This is a genomic window from Amycolatopsis samaneae, from assembly GCF_039541975.1.
Classification (GTDB): domain Bacteria; phylum Actinomycetota; class Actinomycetes; order Mycobacteriales; family Pseudonocardiaceae; genus Amycolatopsis; species Amycolatopsis samaneae.
The window spans coordinates 769167-788811 of sequence record NZ_BAABHG010000001.1; the positions used below are offsets into that span (position 1 = coordinate 769167).

The window sequence follows — 19645 nt, forward strand, 5'->3', positions numbered from 1 at the left end:
GCGCGGGCCGCCGGGTCCACTAGCGACAGTTCGGCATTCTGTCCAGATGATGTTCAGGTGAATCCGCCGGGCGGGACACACGCTGGGGAACCACGTGATCATGCCGACGTCCTCGCCGCGGGGGTAGCGCCGAGGAGAATGCACCGTTTAACCTTCGTGCTGACCTTGAAACCGCGCCACCGGGTCTCGATGACGCGATCCGGGCCGACAGCACGAATGAGCGGTGAGCGCACTACCATGGCAGCAGCGGGTGTGTCGACAACGGATTTGTCACTGTACGAACACATCGGCGGACAACTCGATCGGCTCTGCCGGGTAGCCGGTTTCGACGGAAACGACCGGCGGCCTCTGGAACTGCTCGAAAGCATGCTCGGAGCGGCCGGGGAGAACAGTCTCGCGGCGCCACCACGATGGAAATCGAACGTGGCCGACGACACGACTCCAGTGGAATTCTCACTCGCTTTCGACGCGACCGGCGAATACGCGGTCCGGGTACTCGGGGAAAGCGTCGGCGCGCGAACACCGGTCGAGTTCCTCCAGAACGTCGCGGAACCCTACCGGCTCGACACCCGCAGGCTGGACGCCGTCACCGACCTGTTCCTCCCGCACGAGGAGCGACAGGGCCCGTTCACGATGTGGTACTCGCTGATCTTCCGGCCTGGCCGCGATCCCAAGATCAAGGTGTACCTCAATCCGCAGATCAGCGGCGCGACGATGGCCGATTCACTGGTCAACGAGGGTTTTCGGCGGCTCGGAATCGAGGCCGCGTTCGACCCGGTGATCCAGCACGCGCTCCCGCGCGGCGAACTGGACAACTTCTCCTTCTTCGCGCTCGACCTCGACCGCGGCCCGCTGTCGCGGGTCAAGGTGTACGTGTCGCACGAGGACGCCGAGTGCGCCGACGTCGAGCGGGCCGCGGCGCTCGTGCCCGGCGTCGACCCGTTGCACATCCGCGAATTCTGCGCCGTCCTCGGCGGTGGAAAAGGCCCGTTCGAGGGCCGCCCGCTCATTTCAAGCTATTCCTTCGTCGAAGGGGACGAGGGCAGACCCAGCAATTACAGCCTCTATCTCCCCATTCGCAGTTACGTGCCCGACGACGAGGTCGCCCGAGCCAGGGTCCTCGCCATCATGGCACAGTACGATCTCGACGGCGCGATACTGGACGAAGCCATCGCGGCGGTCGCGGACCGTCCATTACGAAACGGCGTCGGCCTGATCGCGCACGTTTCACTGCGTTTGGGAGACCTCGGTTCCGGAATAACCATCTATCTGTCCTCCGAGGCTTATCAGGTCATGCCCGCCGGTAAACGCACTCTGCTCAGCGAGTTGCGATGACAACGTTGCCAAAGGAAACCGCATTGCGCACCTTCCCGCCCTATCGCGCCCAGGTCGTCACCGAAATCCCGATCACCACCCGCGCGGAGCGGGAACGCGCGCTCGCCGCCGCCGGGTACAACGCGTTCAACCTGCCGGCCAACATGGTCACCATCGACTTGCTCACCGACTCGGGCACGGGCGCGGTCTCGGCCGCGCAGGAGGCCGCCGCGACGGCCGCGGACCGCTCCTACGCCGGCTCCGACTCCTTCCACCGGTTCCGCGCCGCGCTGAGCGAGCTGACGCGCTACCCGCACATCCTGCCGGTGCACCAGGGCCGGGCCGCGGAACGCATCCTGTTCTCGAGCGTGCTCGAAGCGGGCAAGATCTCGCTGAGCAACACGCACTTCGACACGACGCGGGCGAACGTCGAACTGCTCGGCGCCGAGGCGCGGGACCTGCCGTGCGCGGAGTTCGGCGATCTGGACAGCTCCGAACCCTTCAAGGGCAACATCGACCTCGACGCGGTGGAACGGCTGCTGACCGGCCCGGAGCGGGAGCGCGTCGGCATGGTGCTGCTCACCATCACCAACAACGGCGGCGGCGGGCAGCCGGTGTCGATGGCGAACCTCGCCGCGGCGAGCAGGCTGTGCCGCGCGCACGGCGTGCCGATCTTCCTCGACGCCGCGCGGTTCGCCGAAAACGCCTGGCTGGTCGTCCAGCGAGAAAGCGGTTACCGGGACAAGACCCCGCGCGAGGTCGCCGAAGAGGCGTTCGGTCTCGTCGACGGCTGCGTCGCCAGTCTCAAGAAGGACGGCATCTCCCCGATGGGCGCCTTCATCGGGCTGAACGACCCCGAACTGGCGCAACGCTGTGAAACGAACCTCATCGCCACCGAGGGGTTCCGGACCTACGGCGGGCTCGGCGCCCACGACCTGGACCGCGTCGCCAGGGGCGTGCACGAGGTGCTGGACCCGAACTACCTCGCCGCCCGCGCCGCCGACGCCGCCCGCCTGGCCGACCGGGCGGCCGAGGCGGGCGTCGACATCGTGCGCCCGGCCGGGATCCACGCGCTCTACCTCAACGCCGGCCGGCTGCTGCCGCACATCCCGGCGAGCCGGTTCCCCGGCCACTCACTGGCCTGCGAGCTCTACCTCCAGGGCGGGATCCGGTGCGTCGAACTGGGTTCGCTCTACCTCGGCACCCTGGACGAGGACAACGAACTGGTGACACCCGCGCCGTTCGAACTGGTCCGGATCGCCCTGCCGCGCCGGGTCTACAGCCAGGCCCACTACGACTACGTCACCGACGTGCTCGCCGACATCGCGAAGAACCCGGAAAGCGTGCCCGGCTACCGGATCGTCGACGCGCCGAAGATCCTGCGCCACTTCAACCTGCGGATGGCCCCCGCCTGACCACCCGCACCCGCACGGCTGGACCGCCACACGAAGCGTGGCAGTCCAGTTGTGCGAAGGTGGCTATGGACGGGAAACGGGCCGACCGGCCACGGTGTCGGGGTGGTGATTTCGGCGACCGCCGCGGCGGGCATGGCGTTGACGGCGTTGGGCATGGTGCTGACCCCGGGACCGAACATGGTGTACCTGGTCTCCCGCAGCATCAGCCAGGGACGGATGGCGGGCCTGCTCTCGCTCACCGGGACCGCGGTGGGATTCCTGGTGTACATGACGATGGCGAACCTCGGCCTCGCCGTGGTGTTCGTCGCCGTGCCGTGGCTCTACATGGGATTCAAGGCGGCGGGCGCCGGGTACCTCGGCTACCTGGCCTGGCAGGCGCTGAGGCCGGGCGGGCGCGGGCTGTTCGAACCGCGGGCGCTGGCACGGGACTCCGCCGGGCGGCTGTTCCGGATGGGACTGCTCACCAACCTGCTCAACCCCAAGGCCGCGATCATGTACCTGGCGCTGATCCCCCAGTTCGTCGACCCGGGCCGGGGGCACACCACGGCGCAGGGATTCGTGCTCGGCGGTGTGCAGTTCACCGTGAGCATGGCGGTCAACGCGACGATCGTGGTCGCCGCGGGCGCGGTCGCGTCCCTGATCGCCCGCCGGCCCTCCTGGGCGGTGTGGCAGCGGCGGATCACCGGCACCCTGCTGGGCGCGGTCGCGGTGCTGCTGGCCAAGGAGGTGCCCGCCCGGGCACGGGTGTGACCGGGCGGGACTTCCGGGAAACGCCCTAGGCACGCACCGGGGACGCGGCCATCGCGTGCTTCACCAGCCGAATCAGCACGATCTTGCTGGAGTCGCGGTCGCGGGCGTCGCACATCACGATCGGCACCCGGTCCGGGACGACGAGCGCCTCACGGACCTCGTCGGCGCTGTAACGCGGCGCGCCGTCGAAGCAGTTCACCGCGACGATGAACGGGATCTTCCGGCGTTCGAAGAAGTCGATCGCGGCGAAACTGGACTCCAGCCGCCGGGTGTCCACCAGCACGATGGTGCCGATCGCGCCGCGCGCCAAGTCGTCCCACATGAACCAGAAACGCTCCTGGCCCGGGGTGCCGAACAGGTACAGCACATGCCGCGTGGAGATGGTGATGCGGCCGAAGTCGAGCGCGACCGTGGTGGTCTTCTTGCGGTCCAGCCCGGACAGGTCGTCGACGCCGTCACTGGCCTCGGTCAGCACCTCTTCGGTGGACAGCGGCGGGATTTCGCTGACGGAGCCGACCAAAGTGGTCTTCCCCGCGCCGAACCCGCCGGCCACGATGATCTTGACCGGGTCGGGGATCATGTCCATCCCCGTGCCCTCAGAGCTTGATGAGTCCATCGAGCACCGCCTGGAGAGTCTCGTGGTCGGGCGCCTGCAACGGCTGCCGGGACGGGGAACGGGTGAGGACGAGCCCGCGTTCGATCAGGTCACCGCAGAGCACCCGGACGACACCGAGCGGCAGCTTCACGAAGGCCGCGATCTCGGCGACCGACAGCGGATCGCGGCACAGCCGCACGATGGTGCTGTGCTCGGGGCCCAGCCCCACCGGTTCCTGCGCGGACTTCAGCGTCATCACCTGGGTGGACAGGTCGAGCCGCGCGTGCTCGGCCGGGGTCCGGCCGCTGGTGATGGTGTAAGGCCGCACCAGCGGCCCGGCGGCCTCGTCGTACCAGCTGATCTCGCCACTCATGCGATCGCCTCGCTCCGCGAGACAGTGTTGAATCCTTTTAGGCGCATGACATCCATGGTTCGCTCGCAAGCGTCGCTCACGTGGCCTCCCGAAGCACCGTCGCGGTCTCGCGGGGACCGATGGTCAGGTAGTCGCCGACCCGTTTCACCAGACGGCTCATCTCGTAGGCGATCATCTCGACGTCGGTGTTCTCCCCGGCGAGCACGGCGAGACAGGCACCGTGCCCGGCGGCGGAGACGAAGAAGTAGCCACGCTCCATCTCGATCATGTTCTGCAGCACCTGCCCGCGGTTGAACTGCCTGCTCACCCCCTTGGCCAGGCTCTGCAGGCTCGACGCGATTGCCGAGAGCTGGTCCGAGTCGTCCTTGCTCATCCCCGCCGACTTGCCCATCAGCAGCCCGTCGGCGGACAGCACGATGGCGTTCTGCACGCCGACGACACGGCTGACGACGTCGTCGAGAAGCCAGTTGAGATCGGGTTTGGAGTTCCCGTGCTCATTCATGCGAACAGACCTTGACTTTCCTCTGTGGACGTTCCTCTGTGGACTTCGGGTGCTCGCACCGCTCACTCGTCGCCGGGTTCGGCACGGCCCCGGCGGCTTCCCTTGTGGAAGGCGGTCAACGTGCGCGCCGTCGCCTCCCCGGAGCCGTTCCCGGCGAACAGGCCGCCCTCGTCGGGGTCGTCCTGCAACTGGGCGACGAGATTCTGCTGCGGCTCGCGGCGGGGCAGCCGGGGCCGGTCGTCGACCGGCTCCGCTTCGGCGGCGACCGGGACGGCGGTTTCCGGCGGCTCGGCGACGGGCACGTCCGGGACGCTGTCGGACGGGGTCAGCGCGCGTGCCGGATACGGCCGCGGCTTGCCCTCCCCCACCACCGGGATCTGCCCGGTGAACGAATGCGATTCGCTGGCGTGCCGCCCGCGTGCCCTCGGCACCGGGCTCGGGGCGCCCACCGGCTCGACGACCACGGTGTCCTCCTGCGTCGGTCCGCTCCGCGGGTCCTCCTCGGCCTGCTCCCCCCGCTGCTCCCCGGCCAGGTGCCGGGTGGGGACGAGCACCGTGGCCCGGGTACCGCCGTACCGCGACACGTCGAACGTGACGGTGATGCCCAGCCGGGAAGCCAGACGTGCCACCACGAACAGGCCGAGGCTGGAGTCCGCGCGCAGCGCCATCGCGTCGAACTCGGGGGCTTCGGCCATCATCGCGTTGGCCCACTCCCGGATGCCCTCCTTCATGCCCAGCCCCTGGTCGGAGACGTCGACCACGACGCCGCGCGCGACCTCCCGGCTGGTCACCTCGACCGGGGAACCGGGCGGCGAGAACGACGTGGCGTTGTCGACCAGCTCGGCGATCAGGTGAATCGTGTCCGCGACGGCCGACCCGACGATCGCCACGTCGGCGACCTGGTCCACCTGGACCCGGGAGTACTGCTCGGTTTCCGACACCGCGGCGCGCAGGACCTCGATCAGGGAAACCGGCTTGCGCCACCGGCGGCCGGGCTGCTTGCCGCCGAGGATGATCAGGTTCTCGGTGGTGCGGCGAGCCCGCGCGGCGAGGTGGTCCAGCTGGAACAGCGAGGCCAGCTGGGTCGAGTTCTCCTCGCGGCTCTCCATCTCGTCGAGGATCTGGAGCTGCCGGTGAACCAGGACCTGGTTGCGGTGCGCGATGCCGAGGAACACGTTGTGCACACCGCTGCGGGCCTTGGCCTCGCTCGCCGCCGCGTTGACGGCGGTCAGCTGCGCGACGTTGAACGCCTCGGCCACCTGGCCGATCTCGTCCCGGCCGTGGTCGAGACGGGGCAGCTCGTCGTTCAGGTCGACGGGCTCCCCGTTCTTGAGCCGGTCCACGATGCCCGGCAGCCGGTTGCGGGCGAGGTCGAGCGAGTCGGCGCGGAGGCGTTCGAGACGCGTCATCAGCGCGCGGTCGACCAGCGAGCGGGACACCCGGACCGCGACGATGATCGCCGCGAGCGAGGCGAGCAGCGCGACCACACTGCCGATGATCGCGTTGCGCAGCTGGGCGTTCCCCGAGTCGATCGCCGCGGCCGAGACCTTGTCGGCCTGCCCGATGGTCAGCTCGGTGAGCGAGCGCGACACCTGTGCGGTGACGGCGTCCCAGTCGGCTTCGGTGACCGGCACGGAGTTCTGCTCGCCGCGTGTCCACGGGCCGTGCTTGACCAGGAGGTTTTCGTTGTTCTCCAAGCGTTTCCAGGCGTCACTGGCGATCAGCGCCTGGTACCGGTCGCGCATGTCCGGTTCGAGGAACGGCGCGATCTGGCTCAGCTGGGTCCGGTAGAACCCGGTCAGCTGGCTGAACTGGAGGAAGTCGTCGGGGGCGAAGGTGCCCGCCGCGAACGCCGAGGACACCAGCGAGGTCTCGCGCGACATCAGGTCGGCGGAGCGGAACACCGAGGTCGCCGAGATCGCGCCCTGCACCGCCGTGGCGTCGGGCACCACGCGGGCCTGGGTGTCGAACAGGTTCGCCGCGGTGTCCAGCACCCCGTTGTAGTAGCCGTTGACCTGGGCGCGGTCGATGCTGCGGAAACCGACCTGCGAGCGCACCACCGGCAGCTGCTCGAACTGCCGCTTCAGCGCGGTGACCTTCGTGGCGATCTCGTCGGGCGCGGTGGAGATGGCCGCGTCCAGCGCCGAGCGCAGGCCGTCCAGCTTCTCGTCGGTGCTCTTCTGCTGCGTCTGCAACCGCGACAGACCGGCGGCGGGCGTGTCCAGGTAGCGCAGGGCCGACTGGCGTTCCTGTTGCAGCGCGGACAACGCGGTGACCGCGGGGATCGACACCTCGCGCACGGACACCGCGACCAGCCGCACGTACAGGCCGTTGATGAAGAAGTACGAGGAGACCGCGGTCCACAGCACCAGCAGCGTGACACTGGGAATAAGGACGGTGCGGGTCAGCCTCTTGCGGATCGACTTGTCATACGCCTTGCCGGATTCATCCGCCTTGCCGGACTCATCTTTACTCTGCACGAAGGCTCACGAACTCCTGAGTCACGGTCGGCGAAAAGTCGGTGCGCGGCCGGGGAATCCGGGCACCACGGCGGACGAGGGCTGCCGTTGTCACGACTCTCGCCTCACCCTTCGCCTTGCCACGGAACAGATCGGGGGCCCGATTTTTATCATGATCCACGGGGCGGTGGTGGTCCGGTTCCCGCGCTGGGCCTGCGGACGAAGGCCTCCGCCGACAATCCCTGTCCTGGTGGCGCCCGCGTTTCCGGTGGTACCGAAGCTGAACAGAAAAGTACGGCCCCAAACGAATGGGCTGAACGAGTGAGGCCCAAATCACTGTTGCTCCATCCGGCGGGTCGCGGTGCGGAAGTCCGGCGGTATCACCGGACCAGGCCGGGCCCCCGAACGCCCGGGGTGCCCCGGAAAGCGCTTACGGCGATCAGCTCAGGCCGCCGTCCACCGCGATGCTCTGCCCGGTGACCCAGCGGGCCCGCTCGGACGCCAGGAAGCCGACGACCTCGGCGATGTCCTCGGGTTTTCCGATCCGGCCGAGCGGCGTCCGCTCGGCGAGCCAGGCCACCGGCGCCGCGGAGGCGGCGAAACCCTCGGTGTCGGTGGGACCGGGCAGCACGCTGTTGACGGTCACCCCGCGCGGCCCCATCTCCCGCGCGAACACGCGGACGAGCTGTTCACCGGCGGACTTGCTGGCCGCGTACAGGCCGTTGCCGGACGGGCTCATCCGGGTCGCCACGGAGGACACGAAGATCAGCCGCCCGCCGTCGCGGACCCGGCTCGCCGCGGTGCGCAGCGCCAGGAAGGTCGCCCGGCTGTTGAGCGCGAACACCTGCTCGTAGTCCGCGTCGGCGGCGTCGGCGATCGGGCCGCCGACGTAGCCGGCGGCGTTGTGCACGAAGATGTCCAAACCACCGAAGCGCTGCTCCGCGACGTCGAACAGCGCGCGCAACTGCGTGGCGTCCGCGGCGTCCGCCCGCGCGGCGACCGCTTCCCCGCCCGCCCCCTCGATGGCCGCCACCACCTCGGCGGCGGCGTCGGCGGCGCGCTGGTAGTTGACGATCACCCTCACCCCGGCGTCCGCGAGACGCAGGGCCGTCGCCCTGCCGATCCCCCGCGAACCGCCGGTGACGATCGCGACCTTGCCCGATGCGGTGGAAAGCATGATCCGTCCCCCAGTAGTCGATGACCTCGATAGTTGGTACTATCGACTATATAGTCGAGGGTGTCAACTGTTCGGGTAGACTCACTCTCGTGCCCCCCACTCGCGACGACCACGACCTCACCGATGCCCTGCTCCGGCTGAGCTGCGTGCTCGAAGGCATCAAGGGCGAGCTGTGCAAGGGGCTGGGGCTGACGTCCCAGCAGGCCCAGCTGCTGACCATGGTGGAGACGGGCGAACGCACGCACGGCGAGCTGGCGAGCCTGCTGTACTGCGACAAGACCAACGTCACCGGGCTCGTCGATCGTCTCGAACGCCGTGGTCTGGTCCGCCGGGAACCGGACGCCCGGGACCGCCGGGTGCTCAGGGTCTTCCTCACCGAGCGGGGGCGGGAAGTGGTGACCCGGTTCCGTGACGCGGTCGGCACGGCCGTCGCCGATCACCTGGGCTCCTGGCCCGCCGACCGGCGCGGCGAACTCGCCGGATTCGCCAGGGCCGCCGCGGAAACGCTGCGCGGCTAGCCGGAGCCGTCGAAACGGCCGAGGCGCGTCGGCGATGTCCCGAACGCTCCGTTCGGGACGCTCAACGTCTCGTACGCGTCGTTCGGGACACGCCCGCGCGCGGGAAAGCGGAAGGTCAGGCCGCGGCCTGGACCGTGATGGCGGCCTCGCCGGCCTCGGTGAGCGCGGCGGGCACCGCGCCGGTCGCGGCCTCGGCCGCCGGGCGGATGTACCCGGCGCGGGCCAGCGCGTGCGCGGTCATCTGATCGCAGCAGGCGAAACCGTCGATGAACAGGTCCGGCTCGCAGCTACAGGACATCATCGCCCGTCCGGCTGCCACCGCCTTCAACATCGCGATCGCGCGGTGGGTGAGCTCGACTGTTTCCCCAGATCCGGACACCGGACTGACCTTCCTCGTGTGGCACTTACCCTGAGTTATCGCCCGTTGGGCCATTGGTGTTAGCCATTTTCTCGGACGTTTCGGGGAGCGGTCCGGTTCCGGCCAGCTTCTCCTCCAGGGTGTGTGCCCATTCCCGGGCGACGCGGCGGCGCCTGCGGGTGTCGTCGGTCAGCAGGTTCGCCAGGCCGAGCCCGCGCCCGAGGTCGAGAGTGGCCTGGACCAGTTCCCGGACGCCGGGCCGCGACTCGTCGACGCCGAGCAGCTCGACGGTCACCCGGTGCGCCTCCCGGCCGACCCTCGCCTCCAGCGGCACCAGGATCGCGCGCAGCGCCTCGTCGGTGGAGGCCACCACCCACAGCTGGAGCGCGGCGCGGAACATCGCCCCGGTGTAGATGTTCAGCACCATGTCGACGACGTGCTGGAACCGCGATGCCCCTTCGGGCACGTCGGCGGCCTGGGCGCGCAGCTCGTCGATCTGCGCCTCGCCCAGCGTCTCCACCGCGGCGGTGACCAGGTCCTCCCTGGTCCGGAAGTGGTGTTGCGCCGCGCCGCGGGAGACACCGGCCCGTTCGGCGATCACGCCGACGGTGACGCCGTTCCAGCCCCGCTCGGCCAGGCAGCCTACGGCGGCCTCGACCAGCCGACGCCGCGTCGTCCGGCTGCGCTCCTGCTGGGGTTCGCGCGGTGCCTCGCGCTGGGGCTCCCGCAGCATCAGGACGGCTCGACCCAGAAGTCGAGCTGCAGGTCCGCCTCCGACCCGCCGACCCGGTACTTCGCGAAGTCGGTGACGCCCTCGGCGGCCAGCACCTCGTCGTCGAGAAAGAAGTTTCCGGTCACCTCGCGGCTCGGTTTGGTCAGGACCACGTACGCGGCGTCGGCCATGATCTCCGGCGTCCGGCTGCGCGAGGCCAGTTCGGCACCGACGACGTTGCGGATCGCGGCGGTGTCGATGGTGGTGCGCGGCCACAGCGAGTTCGCCGCGATGCCGTCCTCGCGCAGCTCCGCCGCCAGGCCCACGGTCACCAGGCTCATCGAGTACTTGGCGATGCTGTAGGCCAGGTGCCCGGCGGTGAACCACTTCTCGTCGAGGCTGATCGGCGGCGACAGCGTGAGCACGTGCGGGTTCGCCGCCGCGCGCAGGTGCGGGATGGCCAGCTTCGAGAGCAGGAAGGTGCCGCGCGCGTTGATGTCCTGCATGAGGTCGTAGCGCTTCATGTTGACGGACTCGGTCGGGGTCAGATCGATCGCGCTCGCGTTGTTCACCACGATGTCGATCCCGCCGAACTGCTCGGCGGTCTTCGCCACCGCCGCCGCGACGCCGTCGTCGTCGTCGCGGACGTCGCCGACGATGGGCAACGCGTGCCCGCCCGCCTCCTCGATCGCCCTGGCCGCGGTGTGGATCGTGCCGGGCAGTTTCGGGTGCGGTTCGGCGGTCTTCGCCAGCAGCGCGACGTTCGCGCCGTCACGGGCCGCGCGCAGCGCGATGGCCTCGCCGATGCCCCGGCTGCCGCCGGACATGATGATGGTCTTGCCGGCCAAAGTGGACACGGCTTCCTCCTAATAGGACTTGGGAAGGCCGAGGCTGTGCTGGCCGACGAAGTTGAGCACCATCTCTCGCGAAACCGGGGCGATCCGGCCCAGCCGCACGGACGTGAGCAGCGTGCCCAGCCCGTACTCGGTGGCCAGCCCGTTGCCACCGTGGGTCTGCACGGCCTGGTCCACGGCGTGGATCGCGGCCTCGGCGGCGGCGTACTTCGCCATGTTCGCCGACTCCCCCGCGCCGAAGTCGTCGCCGGAGTCGTACAGCGTCGCGGCCTTCTGCGTCATCAGCTTCGCCAGCTCCAGCTCGACCTTGATCTCGGCGAGCGGATGCGCGAGACCCTGGTGGGACCCGATCGGCACGCCCCAGACCTGCCGCTGGTTGGCGTAGCCCACCGCCTTGTCCAGCGCGTAGCGGGTGATGCCGAGGGAGAACGACGCGCCCATGATGCGTTCCGGGTTGAGCCCGGCGAACAACTGCGCGATCGCCGCGTCCTCGTCGCCGACCAGCGCCTCGGCGGGCAGGTGGACGTCGTCGAGGAACAGCGAGAACTGGTTCTCCGGCGCCACGATGTCCATCGGGATCTTCGTGTACTCGAACCCGGGCGCGTCCGTGGGGAGGATGAACAGCGCGGGCTTGAGCTTGCCGGTCTTCGCGTCCTCGGTGCGCCCGACCACGAGCACCGCGTCGGCCTCGTCGACGCCGGAGATGAACACCTTGCGGCCGCTGAGGATCCAGCCGTCGCCGTCGCGTTTGGCGGTGGTGGTGATCCGGTGGGAGTTCGACCCGGCGTCCGGTTCGGTGATCGCGAAGACCATCCGCCTGCTGCCGTCGGCGATCCCGGGCAGCCACGTCTTCTTCTGCTCCTCGGTGCCGAAGCGGGAAATCACCGTGCCGCAGATGGCCGGGGACACCACCATGAGCAGCAGCGGGCAGCCCGCCGCGGCCAGTTCCTCCAGCACCGCGGCGAGATCGGCGATGCCGGCGCCCCCGCCGCCGTACTCCTCGGGCAGGTTGACGCCGAGATAGCCGAGGCGGCCCGCCTCCTGCCACAGCTCGTCGGTCTTGGCGCCGGCGCGGGCCTGCTTCAGGTAGTACTCGCCGCCGTACTTCTTTCCCAGTTCCGCCACCGCCGCGCGGAGCTGGGTCCGCTCCTCGGGTTCGGTGAAGTTCATCGTCATGCTTCGTCTCCCACCACTGCCAGCACCGTGCCCACTTCGACCTGTTGTCCGACCGTCACCGGAAGTTCGGTCACCACCCCGTCGGCGGGCGCGGCGATCCGGTGTTCCATCTTCATCGCCTCCAGCCACAGCAACGGATCGCCCGCCGCCACGGTGTCCCCGACCCGGGCACCCAGCCGCACCACCGTGCCCGGCATCGGCGCGACGAGCGAGCCCGCCGCCAGCGCCGCGTCCGGGTCGGCGAAGCGCGGCGCGACCGTGAGCGTGACCGGACCCAGCGCGGAATCCACACAGGACGTTCCGTCGTACCGGGCGACGTCGAAGGCACGCCGCACCCCCGCGACGTCCAGCACCACGTGGCCGGGTTCGGCACTGACGAGCGCGACGTCGTCGTATCCCTCGGCACGCAGGCCGTCCCTGGTCAGCGTGTAGACGACCTCGTACTCGTCGTCCCCGGCGAAGAATCGCTTACGCTGCCCCGCCGAACGGACGTTGCGCCAGCCGCTGGGCAGCCGCCCGAGCGTCGTCGCGGCGGCCCGGTTGCCCGCCGCGTCCGCCAGTGCCGCGGCGAGTGCGGACAGCCGTTCGGTGTCCACTGTGGCCAGTGGTTTCGCGAGGACGTCGAGACCGTGCCGATCGAAGAACGCCGTGTCGGTCTCCCCGGCGAGGAACGCCTCGTGCCGCAGGATGTTCACCAGCAGGTCGCGGTTGGTGACCACGCCGTGGATCTTCGCGCCTTCCAGTGCCTTCGCCAGCCGCCGGGCCGCCGAGGCGCGGTCCGGGGCCCAGGCGATCACCTTGGCGAGCATCGGGTCGTAGTGCACGCCGACGACGGAGCCGCTCACGAAGCCGGAGTCGAGCCGCAGCCCGGGCCCGTGCGTGAACTGCGCTGATGCGTTCTCGGCGGTAAAGAGTGCCTCGAACTGGCGGTCCACATCGGACAGTTCGAACCGGTGCAGGGTGCCGCTCTGCGGCTGCCAGCCCGCGGCCGGGTCTTCGGCGTACAACCGGACCTCGATGGCGTGGCCGGTGGCCGGCGGCGGATCGGCGGGCAGCCGGGCTCCCTCGGCGACGCGCAGTTGCAGCGCGACGAGGTCGGTGCCGGTGACGCATTCGGTCACCGGGTGCTCCACCTGCAGCCGGGTGTTCATCTCCAGGAAGTAGAACCGGCCGTCCGGACCGGCGAGGAACTCGACCGTCCCGGCACCGACGTAGTCGACCGCCTTCGCCGCCCTGCGGGCCGCGTCGAACAGTTCCCCGCGCATCGTGGCGTCCACGAACGGCGAAGGCGCCTCCTCGACAACCTTCTGGTGCCGGCGCTGGATCGAGCACTCCCGCTCCCCCAGCGCCCACACCGTGCCGTGTGCGTCGGCGAGCACCTGGACCTCGATGTGCCGCCCGGTCTCCAGGTACCGTTCGCAGAAGACGGTCGAATCCCCGAAGGCCGACCTGGCCTCGGCGCGGGCGCTCTCGACGGCTTCGGCCAGCTCGTCCAGTTTCCGGACCACCCGCATGCCGCGTCCGCCACCGCCCGCGGACGCCTTGACCAGCACGGGAAGATCGTCTTCGGTGATCTCGGCCGGGTCCAGTTCGGACAGGACGGGCACCCCGGCGGCGGCCACGACGCGTTTCGACTCCACTTTGGAGCCCATCGTCGCGATGGCCCCTGGCGGCGGCCCGACCCAGGTCAGCCCCGCGTCGAGGACGGCGCGGGCGAACGCGGCGTTCTCGGAGAGGAAGCCGTACCCGGGGTGGATCGCGTCCGCGCCACTGTCCGCGGCGGCCTTGACGAGCAGTTCCGCCCGCAGGTATGTCTCGGCGGGGGCGTTGCCCGGCAGGTGGACGGCGACGTCGGCCTCGGTCGCGTGCGGTGTCCCGGCGTCGGCGTCGGAGAACACCGCGACGGTGCCGATGCCGGCGTCGCGGCAGGTGCGGAACACGCGGCGGGCGATCTCGCCGCGGTTGGCGACCAGCAGGTTCTGGATCACTTTTCAGCGCCGCCCTTTACATCCGGAAGACGCCGAAGCCCTCGGCGCCCTGCACAGGTCCGTTGTGGATCGCGGAAAGACTGAGCCCGAGCGCGGTCCGGGTGTCACGGGGATCGATGATGCCGTCGTCGTAGAGCATGCCGGACAGGAACATCGGCAGCGACTCCGCCTCGATCTGTCCCTCCACCATCGCGCGCATGGCCTTGTCGTTGTCCTCGTTGTACTCCTGGCCGCGGTTCTCCGCGGCCGCGCGGGCCACGATGGACAGCACACCGGCCAGCTGCGCCCCGCCCATCACCGCGGACTTCGCGCTCGGCCAGGCGAAGAGGAACCGCGGATCGTAGGCCCGCCCGCACATCCCGTAGTGCCCGGCACCGTAGGACGCTCCCATGAGGACGGACAGGTGCGGCACCTTCGAGTTCGACACCGCGTTGATCATCATCGCGCCATGCTTGATGATGCCACCCTGCTCGTACTCCTTGCCGACCATGTAGCCGGTGGTGTTGTGCAGGAACAGCAGCGGGGTGTCGATCTGGTTGGCCAGCTGGATGAACTGCGCGGCCTTCTGCGACTCCTCGCTGAACAGCACACCCTGCGCGTTCGCGAGGATCCCGACCGGGTACCCGTGGATGCTCGCCCATCCGGTGACCAGGCTCGATCCGTACAGCGCCTTGAACTCGTCGAAGTCCGAACCGTCGACGACGCGGGCGATCACCTCGCGCGGATCGAACGGGACCTTGAGGTCGGTGGGCACGATGCCGAGCAGGTCTTCGGTGTCGTGGACCGGCTCGGCGTAGTCCGGTTTCGGCGTCGGGCCGCGCTTCGTCCAGTTGAGCCGCTTGATGATGTTACGGCCGAGGCGGATCGCGTCGGCCTCGTCATGGGCGAGGTAGTCGGCGAGCCCGGAGGTACGGGCGTGCATCTCGGCACCGCCCAGCGACTCGTCGTCGGACTCCTCGCCGGTGGCCATCTTGACCAGCGGCGGCCCGCCGAGGAACACCTTCGCGCGTTCCTTGACCATCACGACGTAGTCGGACATGCCCGGCAGGTAGGCACCACCCGCCGTCGAGTTGCCGAACACCAGCGCGACCGTCGGGCAGCCCGCGGCCGAGGCCCGCGTGATGTCGCGGAAGATCCGGCCGCCGGGGATGAAGATCTCCTTCTGGGTGGGCAGGTCCGCGCCGCCGGACTCGACGAGGTTGATCGTCGGCAGCCGGTTCTGCGCGGCGATGTCCGCCGCCCGGTAGCTCTTCTTGGCGGTCCAGGGATTGCTGGTGCCGCCCTTCACCGTCGGATCGCTCGCCGAGATCATGCACTCGACGCCCTCCACGACACCGATCCCGGTCACCAGGCTGGCGCCGACCCGGTAGTCCGAGCCCCACGCCGCGAGCGGGGACAGCTCCAGGAACGGCGAGTCCTCGTCCAGCAGCAGTTCGACCCGCTCGCGCGCCAGGAGCTTGCCGCGCCTGCGGTGCCGCTCGACGTACTTCTCGCCGCCGCCCGCCACCGCCTTCGCCTGCTCGGCTTCGAGCTCGGCGAGTTTTTCCAGCATCGCTTCGCGGTTGGCCGCGAACTCGCCGGTTCGTGTGTCCACTGTGGAACGCAAGGTCGTCATGCGGTGTACCCCAATCGCTTCGCGGCGAGGCCGGTGAGGATTTCCGTAGTGCCGCCGCCGATGCCGAGGATGCGGACGTCGCGGTAGTGCCGTTCCACTTCGGACTCCCGCATGTAACCGAGCCCGCCGTGCAGCTGGACCGCCTCGTGCACCACCTGCTCCGCTGCCTCGACCGCGGTATTCTTGGCGAAGCAGGCCTCGGCGATGACCTCCTCGCCGGAAACGTGCCGCACGGCGGTCTGCCGCGTGTAGGTCCTGGCGACATCGATCTTCCGCGCCATCTCGGTGAGCTTGTGCTGGACGAGCTGCCGCGAGATCAGCGGCCGCCCGAACGTCTCGCGCATCCGGCACCAGTCCAGCGTCAGGTCCAGCGCCCGCTGCGCGTGTGCGTAGGCCTGCACCGCCAGGGAGAGCCGTTCGACGACGAACTGGGTGGCCACCTGGGCGAATCCGCTGTTCTCCGCGCCGATCCGGTTCTCCACCGGGACCCGGACGTCCGCATAGGACAGTTCCGCGGTGTCCGAGCAGAGCCAGCCCATCTTGTCCAGCTTGCGCGACACGGTGAAACCCGGTGTCCCACGCTCGACGACGATGAGCGAAAGGCCGTGCGCGCCCTCGCCACCGGTGCGCACGACGGTGGTCACGAAGTCCGCGCGGCAGCCCGAGGTGATGAAGGTCTTGGCTCCGTTGATGACGTACTCGTCGCCTTCGCGGACCGCGCTGGTGCGGATGCCCGCGACGTCGGAACCACCGTCCGGTTCGGTCACCGCGAGCGAGCCGATCTTCTCCCCGGCCAGTGTCGGCCGGACCCAGCGCTCGATCTGCACCGGGTCCGCGGCCTCGGCGATGTGCGGGACCGCGATGCCACAGGTGAACAGGGACGCGAACAAACCACCCGAACCACCGGCGTAGTGCATCTCCTCGGCCACGACGAGCGAGTCGAGGTAGTTGCCGTCGCCACCGCCGGCGGACTCCGGGAAGGAGACGCCGAGCAGGCCGAGCTCTCCGGCCTTCCGGTGCAGTTCGCGCGGCAGTTCGCCGTCGCGTTCCCAGCCGTCGAGACGCGGCAGGACCTCCCGCTCGACGAACGCGCGCACGGTCCGGCGCAGCTCGTCGCGCTCGGGGGTCCGAAAAGGATCGAGGGTCACAGCAGCGCCTCCGGAATGTCGATCTCCCGTGACCGCAGCCATTCGCCGAACGCCTTGGCCTGCGGGTCGAACCGCGCCTGCGACGCGACGCCCTCGCCGAGGATCCCCTCGACGACGAAGTTGATCGCCCACAGGTTCGGCAGCAGGTGCCGGGTCACCGGCAGGTCCGCGGTTTCGGGCAGCAGCAGGCGGAACTCGTGCACGGTCAGGCGGTGTGCCAGCCACCGCCACGCTTCTTCGGACCGCACCCAGACACCGAGGTTGGCGTTGCCGCCCTTGTCCCCGCTGCGCGCGCCGAGCACCCGGCCCAGCGGGGCGCGGCGCACCGGCCCGTCCGGCAGCCGCTCGGGTAGTCCTGGCTCGTCCACTTCGGACAGAGTGAGCGTCTCGGAGGCGGGCGCGATGTCCACCCGCGATCCGTCCGGCAGCACCGCGACGTGCGGCACCTCTTTCGCGTCCACATAGGACGCTGTGTAGAGCCCGTACGGCGAGGCGTCCGAAGGCGGCCCGGTGACGTGGAAGCCGGGATAGCTGGCCAGCGCGAGCTCGATCGCGGCGCCGGTGAAGGCCCGGCCCGCCACCTTCGGGTCGGCGTCCTTGACCGCGACGTGCAGCAGCGCGCTCGCCCGCTGCTCGGTGTCCGCGTCCGGGTGCTCGGTGCGCGCGAGCGTCCACTTCACCTCGGCGGGCCGCTTCTTGAGCGCGCCCTCCAGCTGGTCCCTGACCAGCGCGGCCTTCGCCTCGATGTCCAGTCCGGTGAGGACGAACGTCGTCTCGTTGCGGAACCCGCCGAGACTGTTGAGGCACACCTTGAGCGTGGGCGGCGGCGCCTCGCCGCGCGCCCCGCCGATCCGCACCCGGTCCGGCCCGTCCTCGGTAAGGCTCAGCGTGTCGAAGCGGGTGGTGACGTCCGGCCCGGCGTAGCGGGCGCCGGTGATCTCGTAGAGCAGCTGCGCGGTGACGGTGCCGACGTTCACCACACCGCCGGTGCCGGGGTGCTTGGTGATGACACTGGAGCCGTCGGCCTCGATCTCGGCGATAGGGAAGCCGGGGACGCCGATGGCGTGCTCGGTGAAGAAGGCGTAGTTCCCGCCGGTGGCCTGGGTCCCGCATTCGATGACGTGCCCGGCGGCGACCGCGCCCGCGAGCGCGTCGTAGTCGTCACGGGCCCAGCCGAAGTGCGCGGCGGCGGGCCCGACGATCACCGAGGCGTCGGTGACCCGCCCGGTCACCACGACGTCGGCACCGGCCTTCAGGCACTCCGCGATCCCCCACGCGCCGAGATAGGCGTTGGCGGTCAAGGGCTTTCCGAGATTCAGCTCCTCGGCCCGCGCGATGAGATCGTCACCCTCGACGTGCGCGATCGACACGTCGACACCGAGTTTCGCGGCCAGCTCACGCAGCGCGTCGGCGAGCCCAGCCGGGTTCAGCCCGCCCGCGTTGGCGACGATCTTGACGCCCTTTTCCCTGGCCAGCGCGAGGTTTTCCTCCATCTGACGCAGGAACGTCTTGGCGTAGCCGCGGTTCGGGTCCTTCAACCGGTCCCGGCCGAGGATGAGCATGGTCAGCTCGGCGAGGTAGTCCCCGGTCAACACGTCCAGCGGACCGCCGGTGAGCATCTCGCGCACGGCGGAGAACCGGTCGCCGTAGAACCCCGAGGCGTTCCCGATCCGCAGCACGTCCGCATTCATGCGATCGCCTCGCTTCGCGAGACAGTGTTGAATCCCTTGTGGCGCATGACATCCATGATTCGTTCGCAAGCTTCACTCATGAAAACTGTCCCGGTTCGCGTCCGGCCCCGGGCGGCCCGGCGAACGCCTGCGCGATGCCCAGCCACTCGTCGACGCCGTCCCCGGTGGCGACGAGATCCGTGTCGTCGCGGTGCCGCCGCTGCGTGACGAGCAGGCAGAAGTCCACCGCGCTGCCGGTGAGCCGCTGCTCGGCGTCCTCCGGCCCGAACGCCCAGGTCGACCCGTCCGGCGCGGCCAGTTCGACCCGGAACTCCTCGGCAGGCGGAGCCAGCGAGTGCAGCTTGAACGCGAAGTCGCGGGTGCGCGTCCCGATCCGGGAGATGTGCCACAGCCGCGGGGTCGGTTCGCGGACCATGCCGAACGCGTCGAAGATGTCCTGGCCGTGTGCCCAGGTCTCCATCATCCGGGCGGTGGCCATCGAAGCCGCGCTCATCGGCGGGCCGTACCAGGGCAGCTTCCGCCCTTCGGGCACCGCCGCCAGCGCCTCCGCGAGTGCGGCGCGGCCCGCGCGCCAGTCTTCGAGCAGCCGCCGGGGTGGCTTCTCCGCCCCCTCGGCCGCACCCGCGTCGACGTAGTCTTCGCCGACCTGGAGCAGCTTTTCAACCTCGGCCTGCCAGTCCTCCGGATGCGCCGCCGAGATCAGCGACTTCCGGTCGGTCCAGGCCAGATGCGCGATCTGGTGCGCGACCGTCCAGCCTTTCGCCGGGGTCGGCCGCGCCCAGTCCGACGCGGGCAGCCCGGCCACCACGTCGTCGATCGTCCGTGTTTCCGCCGCGAGATCACCGAGGATCACGCCGAGGTCCGCCATCGCCCGCCTCCTTGCGTCCCGCCAAGGCTCGCACCGGCCGTCGGAAAAATCAAGCACGCCTGATTGTTTTACACACCGAGTATGACCTGGCGCACACTCTGCTAGGTTTCCAGCGGCGGCACCTCGCGAATA

At 69.7% G+C, this 19645-nt stretch carries 18 protein-coding genes; 4 read left to right on the forward strand and 14 right to left on the reverse strand.

The features are described 5' to 3' along the window. The first annotated feature begins 57 nt into the window (after positions 1 to 57). The 3 genes from ABD987_RS03290 (at position 58) to ABD987_RS03300 (ending at position 3479) form a co-directional block, all read left to right on the forward strand. Positions 58 to 1335 (forward strand): tryptophan dimethylallyltransferase family protein, encoded by a 1278-nt coding sequence (locus ABD987_RS03290; protein ID WP_345386681.1) that lies wholly within the window; start codon positions 58 to 60, stop codon positions 1333 to 1335. A gap of 23 nt (positions 1336 to 1358) precedes the next feature. Next, positions 1359 to 2729, forward strand: coding sequence for a tryptophanase (locus ABD987_RS03295; protein WP_345386818.1), 1371 nt, complete (start codon positions 1359 to 1361; stop codon positions 2727 to 2729). Positions 2730 to 2831: 102 nt separating this feature from the next. Continuing rightward, on the forward strand, positions 2832 to 3479 hold the full coding sequence (locus tag ABD987_RS03300; protein ID WP_345386683.1) for a LysE family translocator: 648 nt from the start codon (positions 2832 to 2834) through the stop codon (positions 3477 to 3479). A 25-nt stretch (positions 3480 to 3504) separates the two neighbouring features. Here ABD987_RS03300 and ABD987_RS03305 read toward each other — a convergent pair whose 3' ends face one another. The 5 genes from ABD987_RS03305 to ABD987_RS03325 all read right to left on the reverse strand — a co-directional run bounded on the left by ABD987_RS03305 (position 3505) and on the right by ABD987_RS03325 (position 8585). Then, positions 3505 to 4059, reverse strand: a complete 555-nt coding sequence (locus tag ABD987_RS03305; RefSeq protein ID WP_345386685.1) for a GTP-binding protein — start codon at positions 4057 to 4059, stop codon at positions 3505 to 3507. 16 nt (positions 4060 to 4075) lie between these two features. Then, the gene (locus ABD987_RS03310) at positions 4076 to 4447 is read right to left on the reverse strand and encodes a DUF742 domain-containing protein (protein ID WP_345386687.1); all 372 of its coding nucleotides are present in this window, start codon (positions 4445 to 4447) and stop codon (positions 4076 to 4078) included. A 76-nt stretch (positions 4448 to 4523) separates the two neighbouring features. Continuing rightward, on the reverse strand, positions 4524 to 4949 hold the full coding sequence (locus ABD987_RS03315) for a roadblock/LC7 domain-containing protein (protein WP_345386689.1): 426 nt from the start codon (positions 4947 to 4949) through the stop codon (positions 4524 to 4526). Between the two features lie 62 nt (positions 4950 to 5011). Beyond that, positions 5012 to 7429: a sensor histidine kinase gene (locus tag ABD987_RS03320; RefSeq protein WP_345386691.1), complete on the reverse strand. Its 2418-nt coding sequence runs from the start codon at positions 7427 to 7429 to the stop codon at positions 5012 to 5014. A gap of 418 nt (positions 7430 to 7847) precedes the next feature. Beyond that, positions 7848 to 8585 (reverse strand): SDR family oxidoreductase, encoded by a 738-nt coding sequence (locus ABD987_RS03325; RefSeq protein ID WP_345386693.1) that lies wholly within the window; start codon positions 8583 to 8585, stop codon positions 7848 to 7850. 89 nt (positions 8586 to 8674) lie between these two features. On the opposite strand from ABD987_RS03325, the gene ABD987_RS03330 reads away from it, so the two are divergent. Then, positions 8675 to 9103 carry a MarR family winged helix-turn-helix transcriptional regulator gene (locus tag ABD987_RS03330; protein WP_345386695.1) on the forward strand — a complete coding sequence of 143 codons (429 nt, stop codon included), beginning with the start codon at positions 8675 to 8677 and terminating at the stop codon, positions 9101 to 9103. 115 nt (positions 9104 to 9218) lie between these two features. On the opposite strand, the gene ABD987_RS03335 is transcribed toward ABD987_RS03330, so the two are convergent. The 9 genes from ABD987_RS03335 to ABD987_RS03375 form a co-directional block, all read right to left on the reverse strand. Continuing rightward, the gene (locus ABD987_RS03335) at positions 9219 to 9482 is read right to left on the reverse strand and encodes a hypothetical protein (protein ID WP_345386697.1); all 264 of its coding nucleotides are present in this window, start codon (positions 9480 to 9482) and stop codon (positions 9219 to 9221) included. A gap of 25 nt (positions 9483 to 9507) precedes the next feature. Continuing rightward, on the reverse strand, positions 9508 to 10194 hold the full coding sequence (locus ABD987_RS03340) for a TetR/AcrR family transcriptional regulator (RefSeq protein WP_345386699.1): 687 nt from the start codon (positions 10192 to 10194) through the stop codon (positions 9508 to 9510). Next, positions 10194 to 11030: an SDR family oxidoreductase gene (locus tag ABD987_RS03345; RefSeq protein WP_345386701.1), complete on the reverse strand. Its 837-nt coding sequence runs from the start codon at positions 11028 to 11030 to the stop codon at positions 10194 to 10196. The genes ABD987_RS03340 and ABD987_RS03345 overlap by 1 nt, the downstream gene beginning before the upstream one ends. A gap of 9 nt (positions 11031 to 11039) precedes the next feature. Beyond that, positions 11040 to 12197: an acyl-CoA dehydrogenase family protein gene (locus ABD987_RS03350; protein WP_345386820.1), complete on the reverse strand. Its 1158-nt coding sequence runs from the start codon at positions 12195 to 12197 to the stop codon at positions 11040 to 11042. Between the two features lie 2 nt (positions 12198 to 12199). Next, entirely contained in the window at positions 12200 to 14191 is a 1992-nt protein-coding gene (locus ABD987_RS03355) for an acetyl/propionyl/methylcrotonyl-CoA carboxylase subunit alpha (protein WP_345386703.1), read from the reverse strand. Between the two features lie 16 nt (positions 14192 to 14207). Then, positions 14208 to 15806, reverse strand: a complete 1599-nt coding sequence (locus tag ABD987_RS03360) for an acyl-CoA carboxylase subunit beta (RefSeq protein WP_345386705.1) — start codon at positions 15804 to 15806, stop codon at positions 14208 to 14210. Further along, a complete protein-coding gene (locus ABD987_RS03365; protein ID WP_345386707.1) occupies positions 15803 to 16954 on the reverse strand; it encodes an acyl-CoA dehydrogenase family protein in 1152 nt (383 codons plus the stop codon). The genes ABD987_RS03360 and ABD987_RS03365 overlap by 4 nt, the downstream gene beginning before the upstream one ends. Then, positions 16951 to 18645 carry an acyclic terpene utilization AtuA family protein gene (locus ABD987_RS03370; protein ID WP_345386709.1) on the reverse strand — a complete coding sequence of 565 codons (1695 nt, stop codon included), beginning with the start codon at positions 18643 to 18645 and terminating at the stop codon, positions 16951 to 16953. The genes ABD987_RS03365 and ABD987_RS03370 overlap by 4 nt, the downstream gene beginning before the upstream one ends. Before the next feature lie 76 nt (positions 18646 to 18721). Beyond that, the gene (locus ABD987_RS03375; RefSeq protein ID WP_345386711.1) at positions 18722 to 19513 is read right to left on the reverse strand and encodes a TIGR03084 family metal-binding protein; all 792 of its coding nucleotides are present in this window, start codon (positions 19511 to 19513) and stop codon (positions 18722 to 18724) included. Positions 19514 to 19645: the final 132 nt, after the last annotated feature.

Coding starts and splice junctions, on each gene's coding strand:
- ABD987_RS03305 (WP_345386685.1), bottom strand. CDS start 4,059: ATGATCCCCGACCCGGTCAAGATCATCGTGGCCGGCGGGTTCGGCGCG.
- ABD987_RS03310 (WP_345386687.1), bottom strand. CDS start 4,447: ATGAGTGGCGAGATCAGCTGGTACGACGAGGCCGCCGGGCCGCTGGTG.
- ABD987_RS03315 (WP_345386689.1), bottom strand. CDS start 4,949: ATGAATGAGCACGGGAACTCCAAACCCGATCTCAACTGGCTTCTCGAC.
- ABD987_RS03325 (WP_345386693.1), bottom strand. CDS start 8,585: ATGCTTTCCACCGCATCGGGCAAGGTCGCGATCGTCACCGGCGGTTCG.
- ABD987_RS03340 (WP_345386699.1), bottom strand. CDS start 10,194: ATGCTGCGGGAGCCCCAGCGCGAGGCACCGCGCGAACCCCAGCAGGAG.
- ABD987_RS03350 (WP_345386820.1), bottom strand. CDS start 12,197: ATGAACTTCACCGAACCCGAGGAGCGGACCCAGCTCCGCGCGGCGGTG.
- ABD987_RS03360 (WP_345386705.1), bottom strand. CDS start 15,806: ATGACGACCTTGCGTTCCACAGTGGACACACGAACCGGCGAGTTCGCG.
- ABD987_RS03370 (WP_345386709.1), bottom strand. CDS start 18,645: ATGAATGCGGACGTGCTGCGGATCGGGAACGCCTCGGGGTTCTACGGC.
- ABD987_RS03375 (WP_345386711.1), bottom strand. CDS start 19,513: ATGGCGGACCTCGGCGTGATCCTCGGTGATCTCGCGGCGGAAACACGG.